The sequence below is a fragment of the Pantoea sp. GL120224-02 genome, from assembly GCF_900215395.1.
GTDB classification, from domain to species: domain Bacteria; phylum Pseudomonadota; class Gammaproteobacteria; order Enterobacterales; family Enterobacteriaceae; genus Pantoea; species Pantoea communis.
This window is the reverse complement of the sequence record NZ_OBEC01000008.1, coordinates 132,560-156,237: the sequence shown is the minus strand read 5'-3', so window position 1 is coordinate 156,237 and position 23,678 is coordinate 132,560. Positions and strand designations below refer to the sequence as shown.

Sequence of the window (23,678 nt, the reverse complement as noted above, 5' to 3'; positions counted from 1 at the left end):
AAGATTTATCTATATCTGAAAGTTATTAAGATCCCCTTAAGATTTTTGTGCTTCACTTATTCACTGGCGAACACCAGATTTGACGCATTGCGTTATCACAATACTCTCAATGAGCAAGGGTGAATTATGCTGATAAAACTGAAGCGCACCAGGACACACGTTGAAGATCGTAATCTCGCCCTGTGCCTGGCCACATCAGCGGGATTATTGAACGCCATGGCGTTAGCCGCTTTTGGCTTTTTCCCCTCGCATATGTCCGGCAACATCGCACAAATATCCAGCGATTTGAATGAGATGGATATACGTAATCTTAAAGTCTTCATTGCCATGATTGGTGCCTTTGTCACCGGTGCGGTGGTGGCAAGGATTTCGGTGGTGCTTGGCGTAATTAATGGGCTACGCACCATATTTAGCTGCATTCTATTGGTTGAAGGCGTGTTATTAATATTGACGTCGCTGTTCGAGATCTATTATTTCTCATCGAATAATAACGCAGAAATATTATTACTGCTGGCATTTTTAATGGGTGTGCACAATTCCACCTCAACGCAACTTTCCAACGGTCGCGTTCGTTCTACCCATATTACCGGCACGCTGACAGATGCAGGCATTTCAATCGGTTCGGTATTTGTTGCATTATTACGCCGCGATCCCTCCAAAAACATCCGTGCCTTTAAACAGCAGCTGAATACCCATCTGGTGACCATTTTCTCCTTCCTGACCGGTGGCATTGTCGGCCTGCTGATCTTCAATGCGTTAGGCTTCGGATCGCTGATTGGCCCCGGATTGATTCTGGTGGTGATTGCCACGCTTTCGATTATTTTCACGCTTTATAAAGTGAAGCGTCGCGGTTACGCCAAAGCAATTCCTTCTTAAAACGGAATTAGCAGTAGTCACTCTACGATGCAGGCGATATAACAAAAGCAGGACAATCTCATCTCAGAGGACGACATGGCGCTTTCACACGAATTGATTTTAATCTACACCACCTATTTTGTTGCCACCGCCAGCCCTGGCCCGAGCAATATGGCGATCATGGGCACGGCGATGAAGAAAGGACGCGGTGCCGCACTGGCGCTGGCAAGTGGTGTGATCAGCGGTTCGATGATGTGGGCGCTGCTGGCAGCCTGCGGCGTGTTAACCGTACTGGCAACCTTTGCTCAGCTCTTGATTGTGCTGAAAATCGGCGGTGGCTTATATCTGCTGTGGCTGGCCTATAAGGCGGGTAAATCGGCTTTACGCCGTCCTGATGCGAATGAATTCAGCGCCAACGGCGATAAAGTCGCCTTTGCCAGGCTGTTTCGTCAGGGGATTTTGATGCACGTCGGTAATCCCAAGGCGATTTTGACCTGGGTGGCGATCATGTCGGTGGCACTGAAACCGGATGCAGCGACTTCAACCTTACCGATGATCATCGCCGGTTGTGCCACAATCTGCGTGCTGGTGTTTTGCGGCTATGCCGTGCTGTTCTCCACTGCGGTGATGGCGGCATTTTATCGCCGTATCCGCCGTGGGCTGGATGCGCTGCTGGCCTGCTGCTTCGCCGTTGCGGGATTGAAACTGGTGTTTAGCCGGAATTAAACGGGGGCGGTGCTGGCAAGCGCAGCACCGCTTGCAAATCAGGAGTTGTTTGGCGCAGCGGCCTGGGTTTCGCTAAAGGTCGGCTTCTGACGCGTCACCGAATAAACCACGTTTTTTGGGCCTTTGGTGTCGGTGGTCACATCCACCGATGCGATGGTCACCTTGCCAAAACCAAACAGCGTCTGCACGTAACCACCGACCTGGTGTTTGCCTTCACTGACGCGGATCTCTTTATTCTCGCCTTTTTGCAGCAGCCCGGCATCCTGACCATCTACCGTCACGTAAACGGAAGACCCGTCATCGGTACGCGTGATCAGATGAGAAACGTTGATCACGGTCGGGCCGCTATCAAACTGGGAAGGAATGTTGTCATTCTCGATGGGCGCCGCTGCTGGAGCGTCAGCTTGCGCGGTAGCGTTGCTGTCTGCGGCGTGACGTGCACAACCGGTAAGCATGAGTGCGGCCGTCAGAGCGGCCAAAGTGAAACGCGAAAACATCGTGACGAAAAACCTTTTGCTAAATGAGAAGCGATCATTTTAGCGTGCCTCGCGGAGTGATGACAGTCACACAAATCCAGTATTATCCGAAAACCTGTCTCCAGGTGTTTCATCTGCAGGAACACAGCACGGAATGCAAATGGATAAAACCAGGGCACCCGCAAGGACGCCCTGCCTTATCACGCTTACCAGCTGTAGCTGACAGACGCCACAATCGAACGACCGCTGCCGTAGAAGCACGCGCTGGTGTTGCTGCAGGAGGCAACATAGTGCTTGTCGGCCACGTTGTTCACGTTCAGCTGCAGCGTGGTGCCACGCAGTGAATTCGCCGCTTCGCCCAGCTCATATTTCGCCATCACGTCATACAACGTGTAGTGTGGAACCTTGTCCTGACCGATGGAATCCGCCCAAGCCGTGCCGGTGTAACGCACGCCGCTACCGAGCGTCAGTCCGTTCAGCGCACCATCAAGGAAGCTGTAGCTACCCCAGGCAGATGCGGCATGACGCGGAATGCTGGAAGGCGTTTTGCCAACCTGCGCCGCGGTGTTGCTCTCTTTGGTTTCTGCATCGGTAAAGGTATAAGCCGCCATCACCTTAATTTCGGGGGTAATTTGCGCGTGCGCTTCCGTCTCGATACCTTTGGACTTCACCTTACCGATCTGCTCGTTGTAACCCAGTTCGCTGTTGTAAGAGGTGATGTTTTTCTGCGTGATATCAAACGCGGAAACGGTGAACACTGCATCCCAACCCACTGGCTGATATTTGATACCGATCTCCGTCTGTTCACCCGTAGTCGGTGCGAACGGATCGCTACCCGGCGCCCCGGTGCTCAGATTCGGTTCGAACGAGGTGCTGTAGCTGATATACGGCGACAGGCCATTATCGAAGGCGTACAACAGACCGGCACGGCCGGTGAACTTGCTGTCATTTTGCTGGGTGGAGGTGTTCTCAATGCGATCCTGCGTGCGCACTTCTGACCAGTCCTGGCGACCGGACAGCAGCAGATTCCATTGATTCCATTCCAGCTGATCCTGCAAATACACGCCAACCTGATCGAGCTTTTTGCGCGTGCTGGTGTTCAACGCCAGATCGCTCTCATTGATCGTCACGCTGGTCGGATTCGCCCAGTCGAGAATGTACTGATCACCGCTGTCGCGCCACAGTTTGTTATCGACATCGCTCCATTTGTAATCCAGCCCGCCCAGCACGGTATGCGCAACGTTGCCAGTATCGAAGGTCGCTTTCACCTGGTTATCAATACCCAGTTCTTTGGACTTAATTTTGTCATGCTGTGGGCGACGGTTGATCTGATGGTCACTGCCATCCACATCGAAGGTATAGACCAGGTATTTGTACGACTCATCCATGTTGCTGTAACGCATATTCTGCGTGAAGCTGATGTTGTCGTTGAAGTTGTGCTCGAAGATGTAGCCAACCGAAGTCTGCTCGCGTTTCGCTTCGTTAAAGCTCGGATCGCTGACGTTGAAATCGTAAGGAATGTAGCCCGCGCTGGTGTTAAACAGCGTGCCGTTGGCAGGCAGGAAGTTACGATATCCGGCCTTTGGCTCGTTTTGATACATGGTCAGCAAGGTGAAACTGGTGTCCGCGTTGGGCAGCCAGGTCAGCGCGGGGGCAATCGCCATGCGCTGCTGTTTGTTATCTTTCACGAACTCATGTTTGGTGCTGGCAATACCGTTCAGACGATAAAACAGCGTGTTGTCGTCATTCAGTTTGCCGCCGAAATCAAACGCCGCTTCGCCCAGATGCTGATTACCGGTGCTGAGCTGAACTTTATGAATGCTCTGCGCGGTTGGGCGCTTGCTGGTCATCGCGATGACACCGCCGGGGTTCACCTGGCCGTACAACACCGATGCCGGGCCATGAATCATCTCCACACGCTCCAGCAACCATGGGTCGATCTGTCCTGCCGCGCCAGCCTGGCCGGATAAGCCATAGCTCAAGCCATCGAGGAATTTCGGTGCATAGCGGAAACCACGCGCGATGATTTCATCGTTACGGTTCGAGTTGCCACGGTAGTTGGTCAGCACGCCGCTGGTGTAGCTCAGAGCATCCGCCACCGACGGCGCTGCCTGATCGTCCATCTGCTCACGCGTAATCACCGAAATCGATTGCGGGGTTTTACGCAGTGGCGTTGAGGTTTTGGTACCTGCAGCGCTCTCTTTCGCCACATAGCCTTGCAGTGGAGACGTCACGCTTTCACGCGCATCTGCATTCACGGTGATGGTCTCTTCTGCCGCGACGCTGAAAGTGGCAGGCGCCACCAGCAGAATTGAGGCCAGTGACAGGTGGAGACGGGAGAATCTGAACGGAAGTGCCACAGCAGGTATTGCTAAATTTTTTGCTTTAACGGACATAGTTGCCATCTCTATTTCAAACTGCCTTGTCGAAGAAATAATCCGTCCATTCCCCTCCACCCAACGGCGAAAGCTGTAACGGATTGAAATATAACTTCCTCTCGCAAAACGCGGCCCTAAATCCCCCTTAAAAGCCTATTTCAGAATAATCATCTGAAAAATAGGGGATTTATTCGGCGCAAAAATAATATTGCAAATGTAAATCGTTATCAATAGCATTTGCATTACGTTTGTTAATGTAAAGTCTTTGAAGAAAATGTGGAGAGAGATTGCAGGATGTTTCTCAGCGATGCAGAACAAATGACGCAAATCTGGTTGCCCACTGGAACAGTTACCCAGTGGTTACAGCAGGACGATCTCGGCAGCCATCGCTGGTGGGAACAGCTTCATAAGGCGGGTACGCCGGTGATTGAGCATGAGGCTGATGGCGAAACGCGCATGCATTTCTTCTGGCGCGATCCAGAAGGCCGTTCCGAGTTATCGTCTACCAAAAAGGTCTATATCGATATAAATGGCGTCACCGATCATCACAGCCAGGCGCCTGAATCCCTTGTTCGCGTCGGTCTTAGCGATGTCTGGCATTGGTCGACGCAGATCGAATCTGACTGGCGCGGCAGCTATAGCCTGATCCCGGTGACCGCTGAGCATTTGCCCCCGCTGTTCTGCGGCAGTGACGAAACCTGCCGGGTGCTGCAACGCAAATGGTGGATTTCGCTGATGCCACTGGCGATCCCCGACATGCTGAATCCTTCGCCCCCGTTTCTGAGCAGCCGCCGCTTTGCGCTGAGTAATGCGCATATGCCCGAGGCGCCTGATCAATCCGCCTGGCAACAGCTGGATGCCGGTTTAGCCGAAACCTGGCCGGATGGCCTGCAAACTTTGCAGTGGCACAGCGATCTGCTCAACGTCACGCGTCACGTCTGGCTTTACACCACCGGACAGACTGCGCAACCGGATCAGCGCCCGCTGGCGATTCTGCTGGATGGGCAGAATTGGGTATACGGACAGCCGATTTTCAGCGCCCTCGATCAGGTCACCGATGCCGGCGAACTGCCGCCTGCCTGTTGGTTGTTTATCGACGTAATCGATAGCCAGCATCGCGAGGTTGAGCTGCCCTGCAACGAAACCTTCTGGCAGGCGGTGCAACAGGAACTGTTGCCGCTGGCCCGTCAGCATGCCGCGTTCAGCAGCGATGGCTGCCGCACGCTGGTGGCGGGGCAAAGCTATGGTGGCCTCGCGGCGCTGTACGCCGGTCTGCATTGGCCAGAGCGTTTTGGCCGCATCCTCACGCAATCCGGCTCGTTCTGGTGGCCGCATCTGCAATACATCCGCGATTACGCTAACCGTGAACGGCACGCTCCGGGTCTGCTGTTGCAGCGCTTACAGGACAACGCCCTGCCCGCTGGCAAGTTGAAGATTTTCCAGGAAGTCGGCGATCGCGAGCAGGACATGTTGTTCGTGAATCAACAAATACGTCCCGCACTAGAAGCCGCTGGACATGAACTGTTTTTCCGCTGCTACGCCGGAGGGCACGACGCGCTGTGCTGGCGCGGCGGCTTGATCGACGGCTGCCGCTGGCTGCTGGCCGATCTTCTCTCTGACCCAACCTCAAAAGGTAACCACCATGTCTGAACAAAAAAATCCGTTTGATAACGACGCGCTCGATTTTCTGGTGCTGATCAACGCGCGCCAGCAATACAGCCTGTGGCCCGCATTTGCTCAGGTGCCTGCGGGCTGGCAAAACGTGGCGGGTCCGCTGCCGCGTGCCGCAGCGATTGAGTACATCGAAACACACTGGCAGGACATGCGACCAGCGACGCAACAGACGTCGTCCAGCGCACATTAATTTTTCGCTTTTTTAACTTTTCCTTTTTTCGATTTTTTTAGACGGGAACATTCCTTTGGCATCGTTAATCACGCATTCACCTGCGTATCCTTTGGTGGCGGCTCAGCCCGGCATCTGGATCGCTGACGCTATTGCGCAGCAGCGCAATCAATTTACCGTGGCGCACTACAGCGTGCTGCACGGCGACATCAACCGCGCCGCCCTGGACAGCGCCATCCGCCAGACGATGGCGGAAGCCGATACCGTGCAGGCACGCTTTGGCCTTGATGAAAACGGGAATCCCGCGCAATGGTTTGGCGCGCAGGCACTGGTGCTGCCGGAGTGGCATGACTTCAGCCAGCGCGCGGACGCCACCGGTCAGGTGCATAAACTGATGCAGGCCGATCTGCGCGCCGAACTGGCGGCCGACGGTGATAAGCCGCTGTATCGCCACGTGTTAATGCGCGTGGGTGATGGCAGCTGGTGGTGGTATCAGCGATATCACCATCTGCTGGTTGATGGCTTCAGTTTCGAAGCGCTGACGCAGCGCGTGGCGGCCATCTATGCCGAACTGTGCCGTGGCGAAGAACCCTCACTTTCACCCTTCACGCCGTTTAGCGAGGTGATTGATGAGTATCAGCAGTGGGGAGTATCCCCGGCGTTTGCCCGTTCCGCCAGCCACTGGCAGACCTATGCGGCTGAACTACCCGAAACTTTAACGCTCTCCAGTGAAAGCGTAACGGATGCTGGCGATCGTCCGATCAGCTGCCACGTCGCGCTGCCGGAGTTGACAACGTTGCGCCAGCACGTGGCGTTCCAGGATTGCAGCGAAGGCGATATTGTCAGTGCCCTGCTGGTGGCTTATCTGGCGCGCATTAGCGACAACTCGCGCTTAGCGATTGGCTTTCCGTTTATGCGCCGCATGGGCTCGGCGGCACTGACGGCGTTGGGGCCGGTGGTCAACGTGCTGCCGCTGATCTTCGACATCCCTCATCACACTGATTTAGCCGCGCTGGTGCAGCAGGTACAAGCGGAAATCCGCAAAGCACGCCGTCATCAGCGCTATGAAGCAGAGCAACTGCGTCGCTATCTGGGTTTGGTCGGCAGCAGCCAACAGCTTTATGGGCCGGTGATCAACGTCAAGGTCTACCATGATGATCTGCAATTCGATGGTATTCCGGCGGCGACCCACACCTTAGCCATGGGCCCGGTTGACGATATCGAGTTTGAAGTGGGCTTCCGTGATGGCGCATTGCAGTTAACACTGGTGGCTAACCCGACGCGCTACGACGCACAAATGTTACAGCGTCACGCAGACCGTATTCGTCATCTGCTCACGCAGTTCGCTGCACAACCCGAAGCCACTCTGGATACGCTTTCGATCATTGCTCCAGACGAACAGGCTGATTTACAGCGCTGGTCCACTGGCCCGAAAATCACCCCGCCTGCGGGGGCGACCACCATCGTGGATATGCTGCTGCAACGCACGGCACAAAGCGCTGACCTGACGGCAGTCGTCTGTGGCACACAGTCACTGACGTATCGCCAGCTGACCGACCGCGCCATGCAACTGGCACATGCCTTGATGGCGCGTGGCTTACAAGCAGACGACGTGGTGGCGATGGGTATTCCGCGCTCGGTGGATTCGCTGGTCGCCATCTTTGGTGTGCTGGCGAGCGGCGCGGCCTACATGCCGCTGGATCTTGACTACCCACGCGAACGTCTGGCACTGATGTGTGACGATGCGCAACCCGCATTATTGCTGACTCACTCCACGACACTGGCGCAGATGCCGGCCCTTCCCGCGCTGTGCATCGATCAGCTGGAGAGCGAAATGGCGGCACAGCCGACCAGCGTACCGAGCACTCTGCTGTGCGGCGACGATCTTGCCTATATGATTTACACCTCCGGATCCACCGGCCGGCCAAAAGGCGTGATGAGCACACATCAGGGATTGCTGAATCTGTTCCTGTCACATCGCGAACATCTGTTTGGACCGGCGATTGACCGCTTCCACGCCAGCAACCCGCGCCGCATGCGCGCCGGTCATACCGCGTCGTTCTCATTCGACTCTTCGTGGGAACCGCTGTTCTGCATGCTGATGGGCTGCGAGCTAAATATCTTCGACGAAGAACTACGTCGCGATGCCTGGGGTTTGATTCAGCAGATGAACGCGGTGCCGGTCGATCTGCTGGACATCACGCCGTCATTCTTCTCTCAGATGATCGACAGCGGATTACTGGAAGCGGAAAACCACCGCCCTGCGTTTGTCATGATTGGCGGTGAAGCGGCCACGCCGACGTTGTGGAAACTGATGCAGCAACAGCATCAGATGGAAATCCACAATTACTACGGCCCGTCTGAGTACACCATTGATACCCTCGGTGCCAGCGTGCTGGCTTCTCCGCAGTCGGTAATTGGCCGCCCGGTGGGTAACAGCCAGGTTTATCTGCTCGACAGCCAGCTGCGTCCGGTACCGATTGGCTGCACCGGCGAACTCTACATCTCCGGAACCGGCATTGCGCGCGGCTATCTGCGCCGCCCGGATCTGACAGCCGCGCGCTTTGTGGCTAACCCCTTCCGCGAAGGCGAGGTGATGTATCGCAGCGGCGATGTGATGCGCTGGCGTCAGGATGGTCAACTGGCGTTTATCGGACGCGTGGATCACCAGATCAAAGTGCGCGGTTTCCGCGTCGAACTCGGTGAAATCGAAAACGCGCTGGTGGCGCTGCCCGAAGTCAGTACCGCAGTGGTGATTGCCGAAGTAATGGGCGCCACGCACCGTCTGATTGGCTACTGCTCGGTGCAGGATGATGCCTTGCGCGCCGATCCGCAAATCAGCAACCGCTTGCTGGCGCAGTTGGGTAGCCAGTTGCCGGACTATATGCTGCCAGCCGTGCTGATGGTGCTGGATGACCTACCACTGAATGTGAATGGCAAAATCGACCGCCAGGCTCTGCCGAAACCCCATCAGGCTCAGCAACAGCAAAGCCGCGCGGCGCGCACCCCGCAGGAAGCGTTAATTTGCCAGGCGATGGCCAGCCTGCTCGGGCTGGAGAGCGTCGGCGCAGAAGATGACTTCTTCTCACTCGGTGGTGACAGTATTTCGGCAATGGGCCTCAGCACCGCCGCTCGCCGCGCTGGTTATATGCTTCGCCCACGTGACATTTTTGCCGAACGCACCGCCGCACGTATGGCGCAAGATCTCGCCCCTCTAACGCAACACACTCAACATGCCCGCGTGTCGCAACAGGGCGCGATTGGTGGTCTGCCGATTCTGCACTGGTTCCATGCGCAGGCGGGCATTAACGCGCGCTTCGCCCACGGCGTGCTGCTGTCGGTGCCGCCAGAGCTGCAACTCGCGCAGCTGGAACAGCTGATTGAACAGCTTACCAACACACATCCAGCCCTCAACGCCTTCACGCGTGATAAGCAGTTAGTGGTGGGCGAATCGCTCTCTGCGCGCCCTGCGCGTTGTCGTGTTATCGAAGTGTCAGCACGTGACCAGGCCGCCGATCAGGCCTTCCGTGACGATGCAGCACGCCTCGATCCGGCGACAGGATCATTGCTACAGGCAACCCTGCTTCAGACACAAGGGGCAAGCTGCGGATTGGTGTTAACGCTGCACCATCTGGTGGTGGATGGCGTGTCATGGCGAGTATTACTGGATGAACTGCAACAGGCCGGTGATGCACTGCTAAGCGGTGCACCGATCACCTTGCCCGCTGAAGAAACCTCGCTGCATGACTGGTCCGCTACGCTAATGGCCAACCTGGCGTCACGCGCCAGCGAAATGCCGTTCTGGCAACGCATGCTGGAACAACCGCTGCCGGCGCTGGGTGAGCGAGCCTTAACGGGTAACGAGCGTGTCTTGCATCAGCGCACCCTGCTGGATGTGGCCACCAGCTCTGCCTTGCTACATACCCTGCCGCAGCAATTCCGTGCCACCAGCGAAGAGTTACTGCTGACGCTGCTCTCACTGGCGCTGCGCAGCATGAACGGCAGTGCGTTACAACGCGTGACGCTGGAGTCACACGGCCGTGCCGAGTTGCACGATCATCAGGATGTGGCGCGCACGGTGGGCTGGCTGACAGCGGAGTTTCCTCTGCTGCTCGCCCTGCCTGCTTCGGCCGACCTCAATGACAGCGTGCGCGCGGTAAAATCCGCGCTGCGTGCCGTGCCGGATCGCGGCATCGGTTATGGCCAACTGCGCTGGCTGGATGCCCACCGTGGCATTACGTTGGCGAAACTGGCCGCCGACCATGCGCCACAGGTGCTGTTCAATTATCTCGGCCGCTTCACGCAATCCGCCGGTCACTGGCAGCCTCAGCGGACCGCGCAGCAGTTCCGCGACACTTTTGCGGTGATTCAGGACGATGCCATGCCGTTACAGCACGCACTGGAACTCAACGTGTTTGTTGATGACCAGCAGCTGGCGCTGAACTGGAGCTGGGCGGAGGGCGTCTTGCATGCCGATCAGATTGAGCAACTGCATCAGGCCATCGCTCTGGGTGCGCAACAGCTTTACCACTTCGCAGAGCAACAGCCACAGCAGGCCGCCAACACGCTGGTCGCTGCGGAAATCAATCTTGAAGGCGTTGATGATGCGCTGCTGCAACGTTTACGCGCACGTCACGGGGCCTTTAGCCACGTCTTGCCGCTGCTGCCGTTGCAGAAAGGATTACTGTTCCACGCGCAGACCAGTGGCGCGCAAGGCAGCTATAACTCACTGACGCGATTAACCCTCAGCGGTGATGTGTCGGTAGCATCGGTGCAGCAGGCGCTCAATCAGGTGTTGCAGCGCCATCCGCAGCTCGCCGCCAGGTTTGATAGCGAACTCAGTCTGCAACCCTTGCAGTTGCTGCCGGAAGGCGATATGCATTGGCCGCTACAGGTGCTGGAAGTCGAGGATATTGACGCCACTGAACATCTGGCGCTGTCACAGGATCTGTTCCGGCAGCCGGTGATGTTGCAGGCGACGCTGATCCCGCATCGCCATGAAGCACGCTGGACGCTGCTGCTCAATGCGCATCATCTGGTGGTGGATGGCTGGTCAACGCCGGTGATTTTAAACGATTTACTTAGCGCATTGCGTCAACAGCCGCTGGCCGCCCAACGCACCCATTATGCCGACATCGTGCGCCAGCTTAGCCAGCGTGATGAGCATCAGGCTCGCCAGCAGTGGCAAGAATGTCTGCGCGACGTGCGGCCCACATTGCTATATCCCAATGCCGCCGAGAGTGCTGTTCAGGAAAAACGCATTACGCTGGACGCCTCGCTGGAGCGCGAACTCTATGCGCTGTGCCGCACTCGCGGATTGACCCTCAACACCGTGATGCAGGGCCTGTGGGGCATGATGTTGTCGATTGCCAGTGGTCAGCAGGACGTGATATTTGGCGCGCCGGTTTCAGGTCGTTTCGGCCAGATTGAAGGGATCGATCAACATGTCGGTCTGTTCAGTAACACGCTGCCGGTGCGCGTGCGGTTTGATACTCAACGCCCGTTGCTGGAGCAGTTAGCCGCGCACCAAAATCGTCAGATCCAGCTGATTGAGCAGGATTGCCTTGGACTGGCTGAAATCCAACAGCTGGCGGGTGCGGGTACGCTATTTGATACCCTGCTGGTGGTGGAGAACTATCCTGATAATCAGACATTACTCGACGCCAACGCGAAGGTGCGCTGCGACGCGATCCACAACCGCGGCTATACCCATTATCCGTTGACGCTGCTGGTGCTGCCGGGTGAACAGTTGACGCTATTAATGGAATACCGCGCTTGCGTCACCGATGCCGACCGTCTGGCTGAACGCCTGTTGCTGCTGTTACAGCAGCTGGTGACCACACCAGATCTGCCGTTAACGCAGTGGCGTTTGCAAACCCTCGCCGAGCAATCGCTGCTCGAGTGGGTCAATAACACCGGCGTGCAGCTGGAAAATGAAACCCTACAACAAGCCATCGCCCAGCAAGCCGCACGCACACCGGACGCGCTGGCGCTGTGTGATGTTGAGCATCAGCTCTGCTACCGCGAGATGCAGCGTCAGGCCACATTGCTGGCCGATCGACTGATCGAAGCGGGCGTGATGCCAGGCGATATCGTTGCCGTTGCCTTGCCGCGTTCGGTTCGTCTGAGTATTGCCCTTACCGCCATCTTGCAGGCAGGCGCAGCCTGGTTGCCACTGGATATTGGTTATCCCGATGAACGTCTGGCGTACATGGTGGACGATGCACGACCGTGGGTGGTGATCACCGAGTCGGCGCTGGAAAATCGTTTTGCTGACTTTGGCACGCTGATGATGTTTGATCGCCTTGCCAGCGCACAGACGGTAGCACGTCATCCATTGCCTAAACCCGACGCGCAGCGCCCGGCTTATGTGCTTTACACCTCAGGTTCCACCGGCAAGCCGAAAGGCGTGGTAGTCAATCAACGCGCCATCGTTAACCGCTTGCGCTGGATGCAGGCCAGCTATCCACTGCGCAGCGACGATGTGGTGTTGCAGAAAACGCCGTGCAGCTTTGATGTTTCGGTGTGGGAGTTCTTCTGGCCATTGATGACCGGCGCGCAGTTGATGATGGCGCCACCGGATGCCCATCGCGATCCACAGGCGCTGTGGCAGTTGATTGACGATTATCAGGTCACCACCCTGCACTTCGTTCCGTCGATGCTGGCCGCCTTTGTCGGGCATGTCAGTACGCACACCGATCGCGCCTGCGCTTCACTGCGCCGCGTATTTTGCAGCGGAGAAGCGCTGGCCTGCGATCTGGCGCGCAGCTATCAGCAGGTGATCGCCGCTCCGCTGCATAATCTGTACGGCCCGACCGAAGCCGCCGTGGATGTCACATGGCAACCCGCCAGCGGTAGCGCGCTCGAAGGCCTGAATGGCCCCGGCGTGCCGATTGGTCGTCCGGTGTGGAACACCCAACTGCATATCCTCGATAACCTGCTGCGCCCGGTGCCGGTCGGCGTGCCGGGCGATCTTTATCTCAGCGGCATCCAGCTGGCAGATGGCTATTTGCATCGCGCCGATCTTACCGCGCAGCGCTTTATTGCCGCTCCGTTTGCTGATGGCGAACGTATGTACCGAACCGGTGATATCGCCTGCTGGCGTGAGGATGGCGCCGTAGAGTATCTGGGGCGCAGCGACGATCAGTTAAAGATGCGCGGACAACGTATCGAACCGGGTGAAATTGAGCAGGCGTTGGTGGCATTGCCGGGCGTGGCGCAAGCAGTCGTGGCTGCGCGCAATTTGACACAACAGGCGGCGGCGGGCGTCGATAATCGCCAGCTGCTCGGCTGGCTGGTAGCACAACCTGGCGTGGTACTGGATATCGATCAAATTAAACAGCAGTTGAGCACCCGCCTGCCTGCCCATATGCAGCCGGTGAGCTATCTGCTGCTGGACGATTTGCCCCTCAGCGCCAACGGCAAACTGGATCGTAAAGCCCTGCCGATGCCGCAACGCAGCACGCAGGCTGGCCGTCTGCCGGAAACGCCTCACGAGCAGATGCTGGTAGAACTGTTCCAGCAGCTACTGGGATGTGAGCAGGTGTATGCCGACGACGATTTCTTCGCACTGGGCGGTCATTCACTGCTGGCGATGCGACTGGCAGCAGAAATGCGCCGCCGTGTAGCGCAGCCGGTGAGTGTCGGACAGATCATCGCCGCACGCAGCGTGGAGAAACTGGCAGCGCTGTTATCAGGCGATGCCAGCGACAGCAGCGGCAACGGGGAACTGCTGCCACTGCGTGCCGGTCAGGGGCCGACGCTGTTCTGCATCCATCCGGCATCAGGGTTCGCCTGGCAGTACAGCGCGCTGCTGCACTATCTCGACGGCGATTTCCCGATTGTGGGGCTGCAATCACCGCGCCCGGCGGGTGTTATCGCAGCCTGTACAAGTCTAGAAGCCATGTGCGATCGCCATCTGGCTGTGATTCGCGAGCAGCAGCCGCATGGGCCTTATTTCCTGCTGGGCTACTCGTTGGGCGGCACGCTGGCACAAGGCATTGCGGCGCGCCTGCAGGCCAATGGCGAAAGCGTGGCCTTCCTTGGTCTGCTGGATACTTACCCGGCCGAAGGACAGGACTGGCGCACGCCCGATGCTGAAGAGGCGGAGCAGGAAGTGGCGCGGGAACAGGCCGAGTTTATGGCTGCTACTGAAGATGAGCGCGATTCCCTGTTACGTGCCGAGAAAGCCGCGATGTTTAGCACCATCGTCGCCAACTACAAGGACGCAGTCGCACGGCTGGCGGAAGCGCGTACGCCGCGTTATGCCGGTAAAGCCACGCTGTTTATGGCGGAGAAAACCCTGCCTGCCGACATGGATGTGCCGGCGACCTGGAAACCGTTTGTTTCAGACCTGGAAATCTGGCCGCTGGATTGCGAGCACGCTGACATTTTGTCTGCCACCTCGCTGAAAGTGCTGGGTCCGCTGATCAATCGTTTGTTATCTGAGAGTCGCTCATAACACCCGGCCTTTGGCCACTTAATGTGGGCGCACTGATGTGCGCCCCTGCTCGTTTTAACAATGGATATTTATGGCTAAGCCTTCAATTTTTCTTGATTTCAGCCTGCTGAAAAACAACGCCGCGTTTCGCGCTATCTTCTGCGCCCGCATGCTATCCGTATTTGCGCTGGGCATGCTGGCAGTGGGCGTGCCGATCCAGATTCAGGCCATGACCGGCTCGACCTTGCAGGTCGGCGTCGCCGTGATGCTGGATGGTATCGGCATGTTTATTGGCCTGCTGCTCGGGGGCGTGCTGGCGGATCGTTATGATCGCCGCAAGCTGATCCTGTTTGCGCGTGGCACCTGTGGTATCGGTTTTGTGTTGCTGAGCCTGAACGCGTTTAGTCCTGCCCCTTCATTGTGGGCGCTCTATTTCCTCGCCTTCTGGGACGGATTTTTTGGTGCACTGGGCATGACGGCGCTGATGGCGGTGATTCCGTTAATTGTGGGACGCGAGCATCTGGCGGAAGCCGGTGCGTTGAGCATGTTAACCGTGCGACTGGGGGCGATCTTGTCTCCGGCGCTGGGTGGCATGATCATCGTGGCGGCGGGCGTCGGCTGGGCCTTTGCCGTGGCCGCCCTCGGCACGCTGGCGACACTGATCCCGCTGGTGCGGTTGCCCGCGATGAAACCGGAGCAGCAGGAGCCTGAACACCCTTTGCGCGCGCTCGCCAGCGGCATTCAGTTTGTCTGCCGGCACAACGTGGTGGGTGCCGCCGTACTGGTCGGCTTACTATTGAGTATGGTGGGCGCGGTACGCATCCTGTTCCCGGCACTGGCGCAAACGTGGCAGGTTGATGCTTCGGCGCTCGGGCTGATGTATTCCGCCGTGCCGCTGGGTGCGATGATCGGCGCATTCACCAGCGGCTGGGTGCGACAGTTGTCACGACCTGGTCTGGTGTTGCTGGTAAGTGCACTGGCTGCCTTCGGTTGCATCGCTTCTTTGGGGCTGTATAGCCAACTGATTCCGGCGTTGCTGGCGTTGGTGGCTTATGGCTACAGCAATGCTATCGCTTCCCTGCTGCAGTTTATTTTGATTCAGCACCATACGCCGGACGCTTTGCTGGGCCGAGTCAACAGTTTGGGCACCGCGCAGGACGTGACAGGCGATTCGCTGGGTGCGCTGGGGCTGGGTGCACTAGCACGCATGCTGACAGCGCTCAACAGCGTGCTGTGGTTCGGCGGCGTGGCGGCGGGTTTACTGCTGCTGGTCGCGCTGGCCGCACGCGGTTTGCGCTCGGCACAGCTGCAGCAAGAACCACCGGCCACTGAGCAAGCCGCTGCTTAGTGCACGAACTGCCGTTCAATGCTGCTGAGTATATTGCTGCCGATTAGTGTACGAACTGCCGTTCAATGCTGCTGAGCATATTGCTGGCACTGTAGTAATCGAGGCGGAAGGTATCGTTGCCCATGGCAAAAATATCGTGATGCTGCACGGCGGGTAGATGTGCGAGGAAGGGATTCTTCGCCACCTGCGGCACCGTTTTTTCATCGGCGGCGAACAGCAACAGCGTATTGCCGGTGACGCCATCCGCCATCGTTTCGCCGTTAAGTTGAATGATGTCGTTGCGTTTGCCCATGCTGGTACTGCCCTGCAAGTTGGCAGGCGGCATCGCCAGCGTAAAGCCCAACGCTTTCAGTAACTCTCCCTGCGCCGAAGCTGGCGTCCACACATTCATGCCCCGCCCATCTTCGTAATAAACAATCGCAGAGGTCGGCTGCGGCGGCAGGGTAATTCTGCTGCGCAGTGTCTCGACGCGTTGGTCAAACTGCGCGATTGCCTGTTTCGCCTCCGCTTCGTGACCGGTGATGTGACCCAACTGCAACGCCAGCGCCTGCCAGCTCTTATCACCGTAATCAACCACCAGCACGGGCGCGATGGTTTTCAGCTGATCGTAGAGTTTCAGCGCAGAGTCCCCACCGGTCGCCGCGATAACGATCAGGTCTGGTGCCTCCGCGGCTATCGCTTCCGCGTTGGGCTGGGAAACATAGAGCGGCTTGACGTGACGTGCTTTGGCGACCTCCCCCCACTGGGTAAAGAAGCCCTGGGCATCGGACACGCTGCTGTTGCGACTGGTGGCGCCAGAACCAATCAGCGGCGCGTTAATCGCCAGTAAGTTGCCGCTCAACGTCACGCTGGTAGAGACAATGCGCTGCGGTGGCTGCTGTAAGGTGAATGGGCCTTGCGGAGTGGGTATGGTGCGAGGCCAGCTGGCTGAATTTTCAGCGGCGGTAGCCTGGTTAAACACGGAAATGAGGCAGAAGAGTAAAGCCAGAACGGGCAGACGCATCAGGTTATCCATCACTTGATAATTGAGAATGGATATCATTATCAAAATAAAGATGGGGTGCAAGAGGATTTGGTGGCCAGGGCCGAGGAAGGTTGCCGAGGAGTGGTTGAGGGTTGGTGATTGGTGAAATTTGATGCTGAAGTGCGGATGAAGATTGAGTGGTCGTGCCGAATGGGCTAGTGGTTGCGTTCTGCGTTCTGCGTTCTGCGTTCTGCGTTCTGCGTTCTGCGTTCTGCGTTCTGCGTTCTGCGTTCTGCGTTCTGCGTTCTGCAGGTTAGAGCATAAAGGATGAAAGATGAAAGTGTGTTGCGGGCCAGCTAATTAACCAGCCCGCAAGGCGATTACTGCTCCAGCGAGTAGCGCGTCATCGGCGCCACATCTTTGATCAGCCCGTTGGCTTTCATATATTCACCAAACGCCTGATACCTTGCTTTATCAAAGGTGGCGCTGTGCCCATCAAACAGCGGCAATGTCGCTTCCCAGGCCTGATGATTGAGTTTGGTGTTCAGCTCAGGATACTGCTTAATAAACGCCTTCCAGGCTTCTTCCGGATGCGCACGCAACCACACCACACCCGCGTCCAGACCGCGTAAGAATGCCGGAATACGCTTGTCCTGGGCGGCGCTCTTGTTGTTCGCCAGAATGATCAGCTCATCATAAGCGGGCACACCATAATCTTCGGGTTTAAACACCACCGGCTTCGCGCCCTTATCCTGCAAATCGATCAGCTCGTAATTGCGGAAAATGGTCATCGCGCCATCGATTTTGTGCGTCAGCAGCGCCGAAGTGGAATCCATATTCAGGCTGATTAATTTCACCGAATTGACATCCACGCCCTGCGATTTCAGCATATTGCGGATCGCCACATCTTCCGATCCTGGCACCGCGTAACCCAGCGTTTTACCCGCTAAATCTTTGAGCGAATGGATATCGCTGGACACGGTGGTCAGCGTATTCAGCGGCTGACCAATCAGCGTGCCCACGCGGATCACCGGAACATCCTTCTCTACCAGCGTGTAAAGCTGTGGCTGGTAGCTGATTGCCAGATCGGCCTTGCCTGCCGCCAGCAGCAGCGGCACCGACGCCGAATCAGCCGGGGCGATCATCTCGACATCCAGCCCTTCCTTCTTGAAAGCGCCGCTGTACTGCGCGGCAAAAATGGCTGCATGGTTAGGGTTCACAAACCAGTCGAGCAGCAGGCGAACTTTTTGTTCGGCGTGCGCGCTGGTGGTCGCCAGCAGCAGCAAAGCGGTAATCGCGTTACGTAGGGTGTTCAAGGGACGTCCTTATGTTGAGTGCCAGAGGAATTTTTTACGCAGCAATGCGACGCCGCCGGAGAGCAGCAGCGCCAGCATCAATAACAGCAACAAAGCAGCAAAGCTGGTGGCCGTTTCCAGCCGGGCGTTGGATTGCATCATCAGATAGCCCAGCCCTTCGCTGGCACCGACCCATTCGCCAATCACCACCCCAATCGGGGCCAGCACCACCGCCATCTGCAAACCGGAAAAGAACTGCGGGAGCGCTGCGGGCCAGCGCACGTGCCAGAAAATCCGCGCACGTGAAGGATTCAGCGTACCCGCCAGTTCCAGCCAGCCGGAGGGCGTACGGCACAGGCCATCAAATAGCGACAGACACAGCGGGAAGAAAACGATTAACGCCGCGACTACCACCTTGGAGGCGATGCCAAATCCCAGCCACAACACCAGCAGTGGCGCCAGCGCAAACACCGGAATCGCCTGGCTGGCGGTCACGAGCGGAAACAGCACGCGACGCAGCGTTTGGCTGCCTGCCATCAGGACCGCCAGCGTCACGCCCGTCCCAACGCCCAGCAGCAGTGCCAGCACAATCTCTGCCAGGGTAAACAGCGCGTGATGCGCCAGCAGCTGGCGATGCAGCCATAATGCCTCCAACACCGCCAGTGGCGAAGGCAGCAAAAAGTCAGGCACGCCATGCTGCCGCGCCAGCAGCCAGCCACACAGCAGCACCGCGATCAGATAGATCGCGCTAAACAGTTTTTTCATCTTGATTCAGTCGGGAAAAGAGTTCGCCCTGCGCCTGTAGCAGGCGAGGATCATCAAGGGATCGGGGAGCATCACCCGCAGGCACCGGCCAGCTTTCAACCGCTAACGGCTGGCCATGCAACAGCACGATGTCATCGGCCATACGGCAGGCTTCAAGCGGATCGTGCGTAACCAGCAGCACCGTTTTGCCCTTGAGCAGCATGGCAGTCAGGGTTTGCAGACTGAGTTTGGTCATCACATCCAGCGTGGCGAAGGGCTCATCCATCAGCACCACTTCGCGTTGGGCATACAGTGTACGTGCCAGTGCCACACGCTGCCGCATCCCGCCTGAAAGCTTATCCGGTGAGGCTTGCGCTACCTCACTCAGCTTCACCTGCTTAAGCAGCGCCAACGCACGCGCGCGGTCCGGTTTTTCACCGTTGAGCCGAGCGGAAAGCATCACGTTTTCCAGCACCGTCAGCCACGGATACAACAAATCCTGTTGCCCCATCCACGCCACTTTGCCCGGTAAGCCACTGATTTCGCCCTGTTGCGGCTGCAGCAAACCCGCCACCAGCCGCAATAAGGTGCTTTTCCCAATGCCGCTACGCCCTAATAGCACCGTGGTTTTACCGCCGCGCAGTTGCAGATTGAGTTGCTGGCACAGCGCCTGTTCGCCCCAGCTAAAGGTGATGTCATTAAATCCGATCGGATTCATAGTCGCTTTGCCGCCAACATTGCCAGACGGGTAAACCCTCGCGCTTCCAACACCGAGGCCGCCTGCGCCGCGCGAATGCCGCTGGCACATACCAGCACGATGCGCCGATCCTGCGGCGGCTGCCAATCGACTAGGGCGTGCGGCAGAATGCGTTCGACAATGTTCGCTACACTGACGGGGGCTTCTTCCACACTGCGCAACTCGACAATGCAATCATCTTTCGTCAGCAGTTGCTCATCGATAAAGGGCACGCTGTTTTCTGGCTCTTCCGCGCCGTCAAAACGAAATGCGCGCATATGCCAGTTGATGAAGTCACAGTTGATTACACTGCCGAGGGGTGAAGGTTGCAGATCCAACAGCACGCTGAGTGCCATCTGCGCCTGCATTGCACCCAAAGTCGCCACTGCCGGTCCCATCACGCCTGCGGTGTTACAGTTGGCTGCGGAGGCGGGTAAGCGTGGAAACAGTGCCCGATAGCTCGGCGCGCTGCCGCAGAAGCCACCGACGTAGCCCTGACGACCTAATACTGATGCACTGATCAAAGGAATCTGCGTTGCCAGACAGGCGTCGGAGAGTTGATAGGTCACCGCGAAGTTATCAGCGGCATCAATCACCAGATCGATATCCGTGAGGAGGTGCGGCAGATCGCTGGCGCCGATAGCCCGTGGCACCACCTCTATCTGCACCTCGGGATTACGTTGCAACAGCGCCTGTTGCGCACGTGCTGCCTTGCTGTGACCGATGTCCTGCATCGTAAACAGCGTCTGGCGATGAAGATTGTGTAAGGCCACTTCATCGTCGTCACACAGGCGGATAAAACCGACGCCTGCGCCAACCAGCTGCGGCAGTAATGTAGCGCCCAACCCGCCTGCCCCCACCACCAGGACGCGCGCATCCGCCAGCTTTTGCTGACCTTCGACACCGATTTCCGGCAGCATCATCTGCCGTTGATAGCGATCCATGGTGGCTCCTTAACTCAAACTCGCCAGACCGAAGATCGGTGTTGAAGCTGCCGCCATATCGCGCTTCTCCATCAAACCAGCACTGCGTGCGGCCTGTCCCGCTTCAATCGCCAGACGGAACCCGTTCGCCATGCCAACCGGATCGCCGGCTTTCGCCACGGCAGTATTGAGCAGGATGCCATCGAAGCCCATCTCCATCGCCTGCGCGGCCTGTGATGGCGCACCGATGCCTGCATCAATTATCAACGGGATGTCGCTGAACCATGCCCGCATCGCGCGTAATCCTTCAATGTTGCGCAGGCCCTGCCCGGAACCGATCGGCGCACCCCACGGCATCAGCAGTTCACAACCGGCTTCCAGCAGCTTCTCACCGACGATCAAATCTTCGGTGGTGTACGGGAAGACCTGAAAACCGTCCGCACACAGGATGCGTGCCGCTTCAACCAGTGCAAAAGGATCGGGTTGGAGCGTGTCGGCATGACCAATTACCTCCAGTTTGATCCACGAGGTATTAAACAGCTCGCGCGCCATCTGCGCGGTGGTTACCGCCTCTTTCACCGTGTGGCAGCCTGCGGTATTCGGTAGCACGCGAATGTCCAGCCCGGTCAGCATCTCGCGAAAAGCCGCACCCGCCGCGCCTTCACGACGCAAACTCACAGTGATGATTTCCGTGCCAGAGGCGGCAATGGCCTGTTGCAGAATCGCCGGTGATGGATAGCCCGCGGTGCCAAGCAGAAAACGTGACTGGGGAGTGAAATCGTAAAACATGTTTCAACCTCCCTGCATCGGGGACAAGACTTCCAACTGACAGCCCTCTTCCAGCTGCTGGCTGCTGTACTGACTTTTAGGTACAAAGTTGCCGTTGAAAGCGCTGGCAACGCAGGCGGCATCAATTTGCTGCTCGATCAGCAATTCGCTGAGCGTGCTGGCCTCAGTGCGGATCGCCCGGCCGTTAAGCTGAATATTCATAGGATTGTTCCCCGAAAAGGCGCTGCATCAGTTGTTCTGCCATCATTGGCGCCAGCAGAAAACCGTGGCGATACATGCCGTTAAGATAGTAAGTGTCGTTTTGATAATGGATTTCCGGCAGGTTGGCCGGATAAGCAGGACGTAAACCGCTGCCGCTTTCCACCACGCGGGCTTCGGCAAGAGCAGGATGAATGGCGTATGCCGCGCTGAGCAGTTCCATCAAGGCGCGTGCGCTGATCGCGCTGTCATCGTCACTTTCCACCATCGTGGCACCCAGCATGAAATGGCCGTTACTGCGCGGCACCAGATAGCACGGAAAGCGCGGATGCAACAGACGAATCGGACGCGAGAACTGCACCTCTTCGCTGTGCAGAATCACCATCTCGCCACGCACCGCACGCAGACGCGGAAGGTCGGCTTTGGCATGCATGCCACGACAATCAATCACCCGACCCGAAGGGTGTTGTGCATCAAAACGCACGCCGCGCTGTAACAGCTTTTCGCGCATTTCGGTGAGCGCCAGGCGCGGGTCGAGATGCGCCTCCTCGGCAAAAAACAGCCCACGCGCAAAACGCCCGGCCAGCAGAGGTTCAAGCTCACCGGGATCGACCCATTGGTGCTGTTCGGTCATGCGTGCGAAGCGAGTCAGTTCCTGGCTATCGCGCGGTGGCGCTACCACCAGCGTTCCCTGATGTGCCACGCTGCTGACACGCTGTTGCCACCAGCCAGCAGCGTGTTGACCGAGAGAGATCACTTCCTGCGGTGCACTTTCGGATTCGCACCAGGGTGCAAGCATGCCGCCAGCAAACCACGACGCGGCCTGGCGGGAGTCGTCGCCAATGACGTCGACCTCTTCGCCGCGTTCAGCCAGCAGCGTTGCCACGCACAGGCCTGCCACGCCGCAGCCTAATACCGTCCAGCGGCTCACAGCAGGTTATCCGGGATATAAAGGGAATTCACATCGGCCTCTCAGTGTTGACTGAGACCCGCAGATACAGGAGGAGGGAAAGGGCGCGAGCGATCCTCTGCGCCAGACAACACCGGATCGGTGCTGTCAGTCTTCCTACGCCAGTATCAACTGGGTCAGGTTCAAAGGGTCGCTAAGCCGCGCATTGCGCTTTTAGCCTCTCAGTCTCTTTGGCGAGACTCCCCCGACGCGTCTATTTGTATTGCAGGCGCAGGTCGCCGTCAAGCACGGATTGCCGCAGATAGCCATCACGTCATCGCATGGCATTTATCGCTACGTGCACGTTCTGGATCGAAAACGTAACATATGGTATACAAAGGCATTATTGCTACTTTTCAAGCGCAAAGAAATTACAGGTGATGTTGGACTCCTTATGAAAAATATTAGAATTGCCTTTATTAAAGCCGGTTGGCACAAAGAGATTGTGCACAATGCTTTGGTGGGTTTTGAGCAAGAATTAAAAGCACAGAACGTTGAAGCGGAATTAAAAGTGCTGGAAGTGCCGGGCGCATTTGAAATGCCGCTGCTGGCAAAACGCTTAGCGGAAACCGGCAAATACGACGCGATCGTAGCGGCTGCGCTGGTGGTGGATGGCGGTATCTATCGTCACGATTTCGTTGCTGCAGCCGTGGTTGATGGCCTGATGAACGTTCAGCTGACCACCAATGTGCCAGTGTTCTCTGTCTCACTGACGCCGCACAATTTCCAGCCGGTCGATGTGCTGGAAAACTTCTATACCGAACACTTTATTAAGAAAGGCAAAGAGGCCGCGCGTGCTGCGCTGTCGATTCATAATTTGTCGATCGATTAATTCCCTCTCAGGAACACTTCATTATTCGTGGTGAAGTGTTCTTGCTCTCAATAATACCTCCCTGCCCTTAAGAACAATATGTTCTACGTTATTTCGAAAATCGCATAAGCCACTTTCATTACTCTCCTCTGCTACTTCAACTTACGTAAATTTTTGTCGTAAACAGCAAAAGGTGTACAAAA

General features: G+C 57.2%; 17 protein-coding genes and 1 riboswitch. Of the genes, 7 read left to right on the top strand and 10 right to left on the bottom strand.

Translation table 11 applies throughout. The features are described from left to right. Window positions 1–126 precede the first annotated feature (126 nt). Together CRO33_RS16195 and CRO33_RS16190 are read left to right on the top strand one after the other, a co-directional pair. Window positions 127–876, top strand: a complete 750-nt coding sequence (locus tag CRO33_RS16195; protein ID WP_097118823.1) for a YoaK family protein — start codon at window positions 127–129, stop codon at window positions 874–876. A gap of 75 nt (window positions 877–951) precedes the next feature. Beyond that, window positions 952–1,581 (top strand): LysE family translocator, encoded by a 630-nt coding sequence (locus CRO33_RS16190; RefSeq protein ID WP_097118822.1) that lies wholly within the window; start codon window positions 952–954, stop codon window positions 1,579–1,581. A 38-nt stretch (window positions 1,582–1,619) separates the two neighbouring features. Here the strand turns inward: CRO33_RS16190 and CRO33_RS16185 are convergent, their stop codons facing one another. Both CRO33_RS16185 and CRO33_RS16180 read right to left on the bottom strand, forming a co-directional pair. Beyond that, the gene (locus tag CRO33_RS16185) at window positions 1,620–2,078 is read right to left on the bottom strand and encodes a hypothetical protein (RefSeq protein WP_097118821.1); all 459 of its coding nucleotides are present in this window, start codon (window positions 2,076–2,078) and stop codon (window positions 1,620–1,622) included. Between the two features lie 185 nt (window positions 2,079–2,263). Beyond that, window positions 2,264–4,453 carry a TonB-dependent siderophore receptor gene (locus CRO33_RS16180; RefSeq protein ID WP_097118820.1) on the bottom strand — a complete coding sequence of 730 codons (2,190 nt, stop codon included), beginning with the start codon at window positions 4,451–4,453 and terminating at the stop codon, window positions 2,264–2,266. A gap of 276 nt (window positions 4,454–4,729) precedes the next feature. Between CRO33_RS16180 and fes the strand changes: the two genes are divergently transcribed. The 4 genes from fes to entS all read left to right on the top strand — a co-directional run bounded on the left by fes (window position 4,730) and on the right by entS (window position 16,066). Next, window positions 4,730–6,085, top strand: a complete 1,356-nt coding sequence (gene fes, locus CRO33_RS16175) for an enterochelin esterase (RefSeq protein WP_097118819.1) — start codon at window positions 4,730–4,732, stop codon at window positions 6,083–6,085. Beyond that, window positions 6,078–6,299, top strand: coding sequence for an MbtH family protein (locus CRO33_RS16170; RefSeq protein WP_097118818.1), 222 nt, complete (start codon window positions 6,078–6,080; stop codon window positions 6,297–6,299). Before fes ends, CRO33_RS16170 begins: the two co-directional genes overlap by 8 nt. 55 nt (window positions 6,300–6,354) lie before the next feature. Continuing rightward, on the top strand, window positions 6,355–14,739 hold the full coding sequence (locus CRO33_RS16165) for an amino acid adenylation domain-containing protein (RefSeq protein ID WP_097118817.1): 8,385 nt from the start codon (window positions 6,355–6,357) through the stop codon (window positions 14,737–14,739). A gap of 70 nt (window positions 14,740–14,809) precedes the next feature. Beyond that, window positions 14,810–16,066 (top strand): enterobactin transporter EntS, encoded by a 1,257-nt coding sequence (entS, locus tag CRO33_RS16160; protein WP_097118816.1) that lies wholly within the window; start codon window positions 14,810–14,812, stop codon window positions 16,064–16,066. Between the two features lie 43 nt (window positions 16,067–16,109). Here entS and fepB read toward each other — a convergent pair whose 3' ends face one another. From fepB to CRO33_RS16120, 8 genes are all read right to left on the bottom strand, one after another. After that, the gene (fepB, locus tag CRO33_RS16155) at window positions 16,110–17,069 is read right to left on the bottom strand and encodes a Fe2+-enterobactin ABC transporter substrate-binding protein (RefSeq protein ID WP_255253284.1); all 960 of its coding nucleotides are present in this window, start codon (window positions 17,067–17,069) and stop codon (window positions 16,110–16,112) included. 341 nt (window positions 17,070–17,410) lie between these two features. Continuing rightward, the gene (locus CRO33_RS16150) at window positions 17,411–18,346 is read right to left on the bottom strand and encodes an ABC transporter substrate-binding protein (protein ID WP_097118814.1); all 936 of its coding nucleotides are present in this window, start codon (window positions 18,344–18,346) and stop codon (window positions 17,411–17,413) included. A 9-nt stretch (window positions 18,347–18,355) separates the two neighbouring features. Next, window positions 18,356–19,090 carry an ABC transporter permease gene (locus CRO33_RS16145; RefSeq protein WP_097118813.1) on the bottom strand — a complete coding sequence of 245 codons (735 nt, stop codon included), beginning with the start codon at window positions 19,088–19,090 and terminating at the stop codon, window positions 18,356–18,358. Next, the gene (locus tag CRO33_RS16140; RefSeq protein ID WP_097118812.1) at window positions 19,074–19,787 is read right to left on the bottom strand and encodes an ABC transporter ATP-binding protein; all 714 of its coding nucleotides are present in this window, start codon (window positions 19,785–19,787) and stop codon (window positions 19,074–19,076) included. Before CRO33_RS16140 ends, CRO33_RS16145 begins: the two co-directional genes overlap by 17 nt. Continuing rightward, on the bottom strand, window positions 19,784–20,749 hold the full coding sequence (locus CRO33_RS16135; RefSeq protein WP_097118811.1) for a HesA/MoeB/ThiF family protein: 966 nt from the start codon (window positions 20,747–20,749) through the stop codon (window positions 19,784–19,786). The genes CRO33_RS16140 and CRO33_RS16135 overlap by 4 nt, the downstream gene beginning before the upstream one ends. Window positions 20,750–20,758: 9 nt before the next feature. Next, the gene (locus CRO33_RS16130) at window positions 20,759–21,517 is read right to left on the bottom strand and encodes a thiazole synthase (protein WP_097118810.1); all 759 of its coding nucleotides are present in this window, start codon (window positions 21,515–21,517) and stop codon (window positions 20,759–20,761) included. Window positions 21,518–21,520: 3 nt separating this feature from the next. Then, window positions 21,521–21,718 carry a sulfur carrier protein ThiS gene (gene thiS / locus CRO33_RS16125; protein WP_034830370.1) on the bottom strand — a complete coding sequence of 66 codons (198 nt, stop codon included), beginning with the start codon at window positions 21,716–21,718 and terminating at the stop codon, window positions 21,521–21,523. After that, window positions 21,702–22,646: an FAD-dependent oxidoreductase gene (locus tag CRO33_RS16120; protein WP_097118809.1), complete on the bottom strand. Its 945-nt coding sequence runs from the start codon at window positions 22,644–22,646 to the stop codon at window positions 21,702–21,704. Before CRO33_RS16120 ends, thiS begins: the two co-directional genes overlap by 17 nt. Window positions 22,647–22,761: 115 nt before the next feature. Next, a riboswitch (TPP riboswitch) is annotated at window positions 22,762–22,881 on the bottom strand. A gap of 177 nt (window positions 22,882–23,058) precedes the next feature. Between CRO33_RS16120 and CRO33_RS16115 the strand changes: the two genes are divergently transcribed. After that, window positions 23,059–23,496, top strand: coding sequence for a 6,7-dimethyl-8-ribityllumazine synthase (locus CRO33_RS16115; protein ID WP_097118808.1), 438 nt, complete (start codon window positions 23,059–23,061; stop codon window positions 23,494–23,496). Window positions 23,497–23,678: the final 182 nt, after the last annotated feature.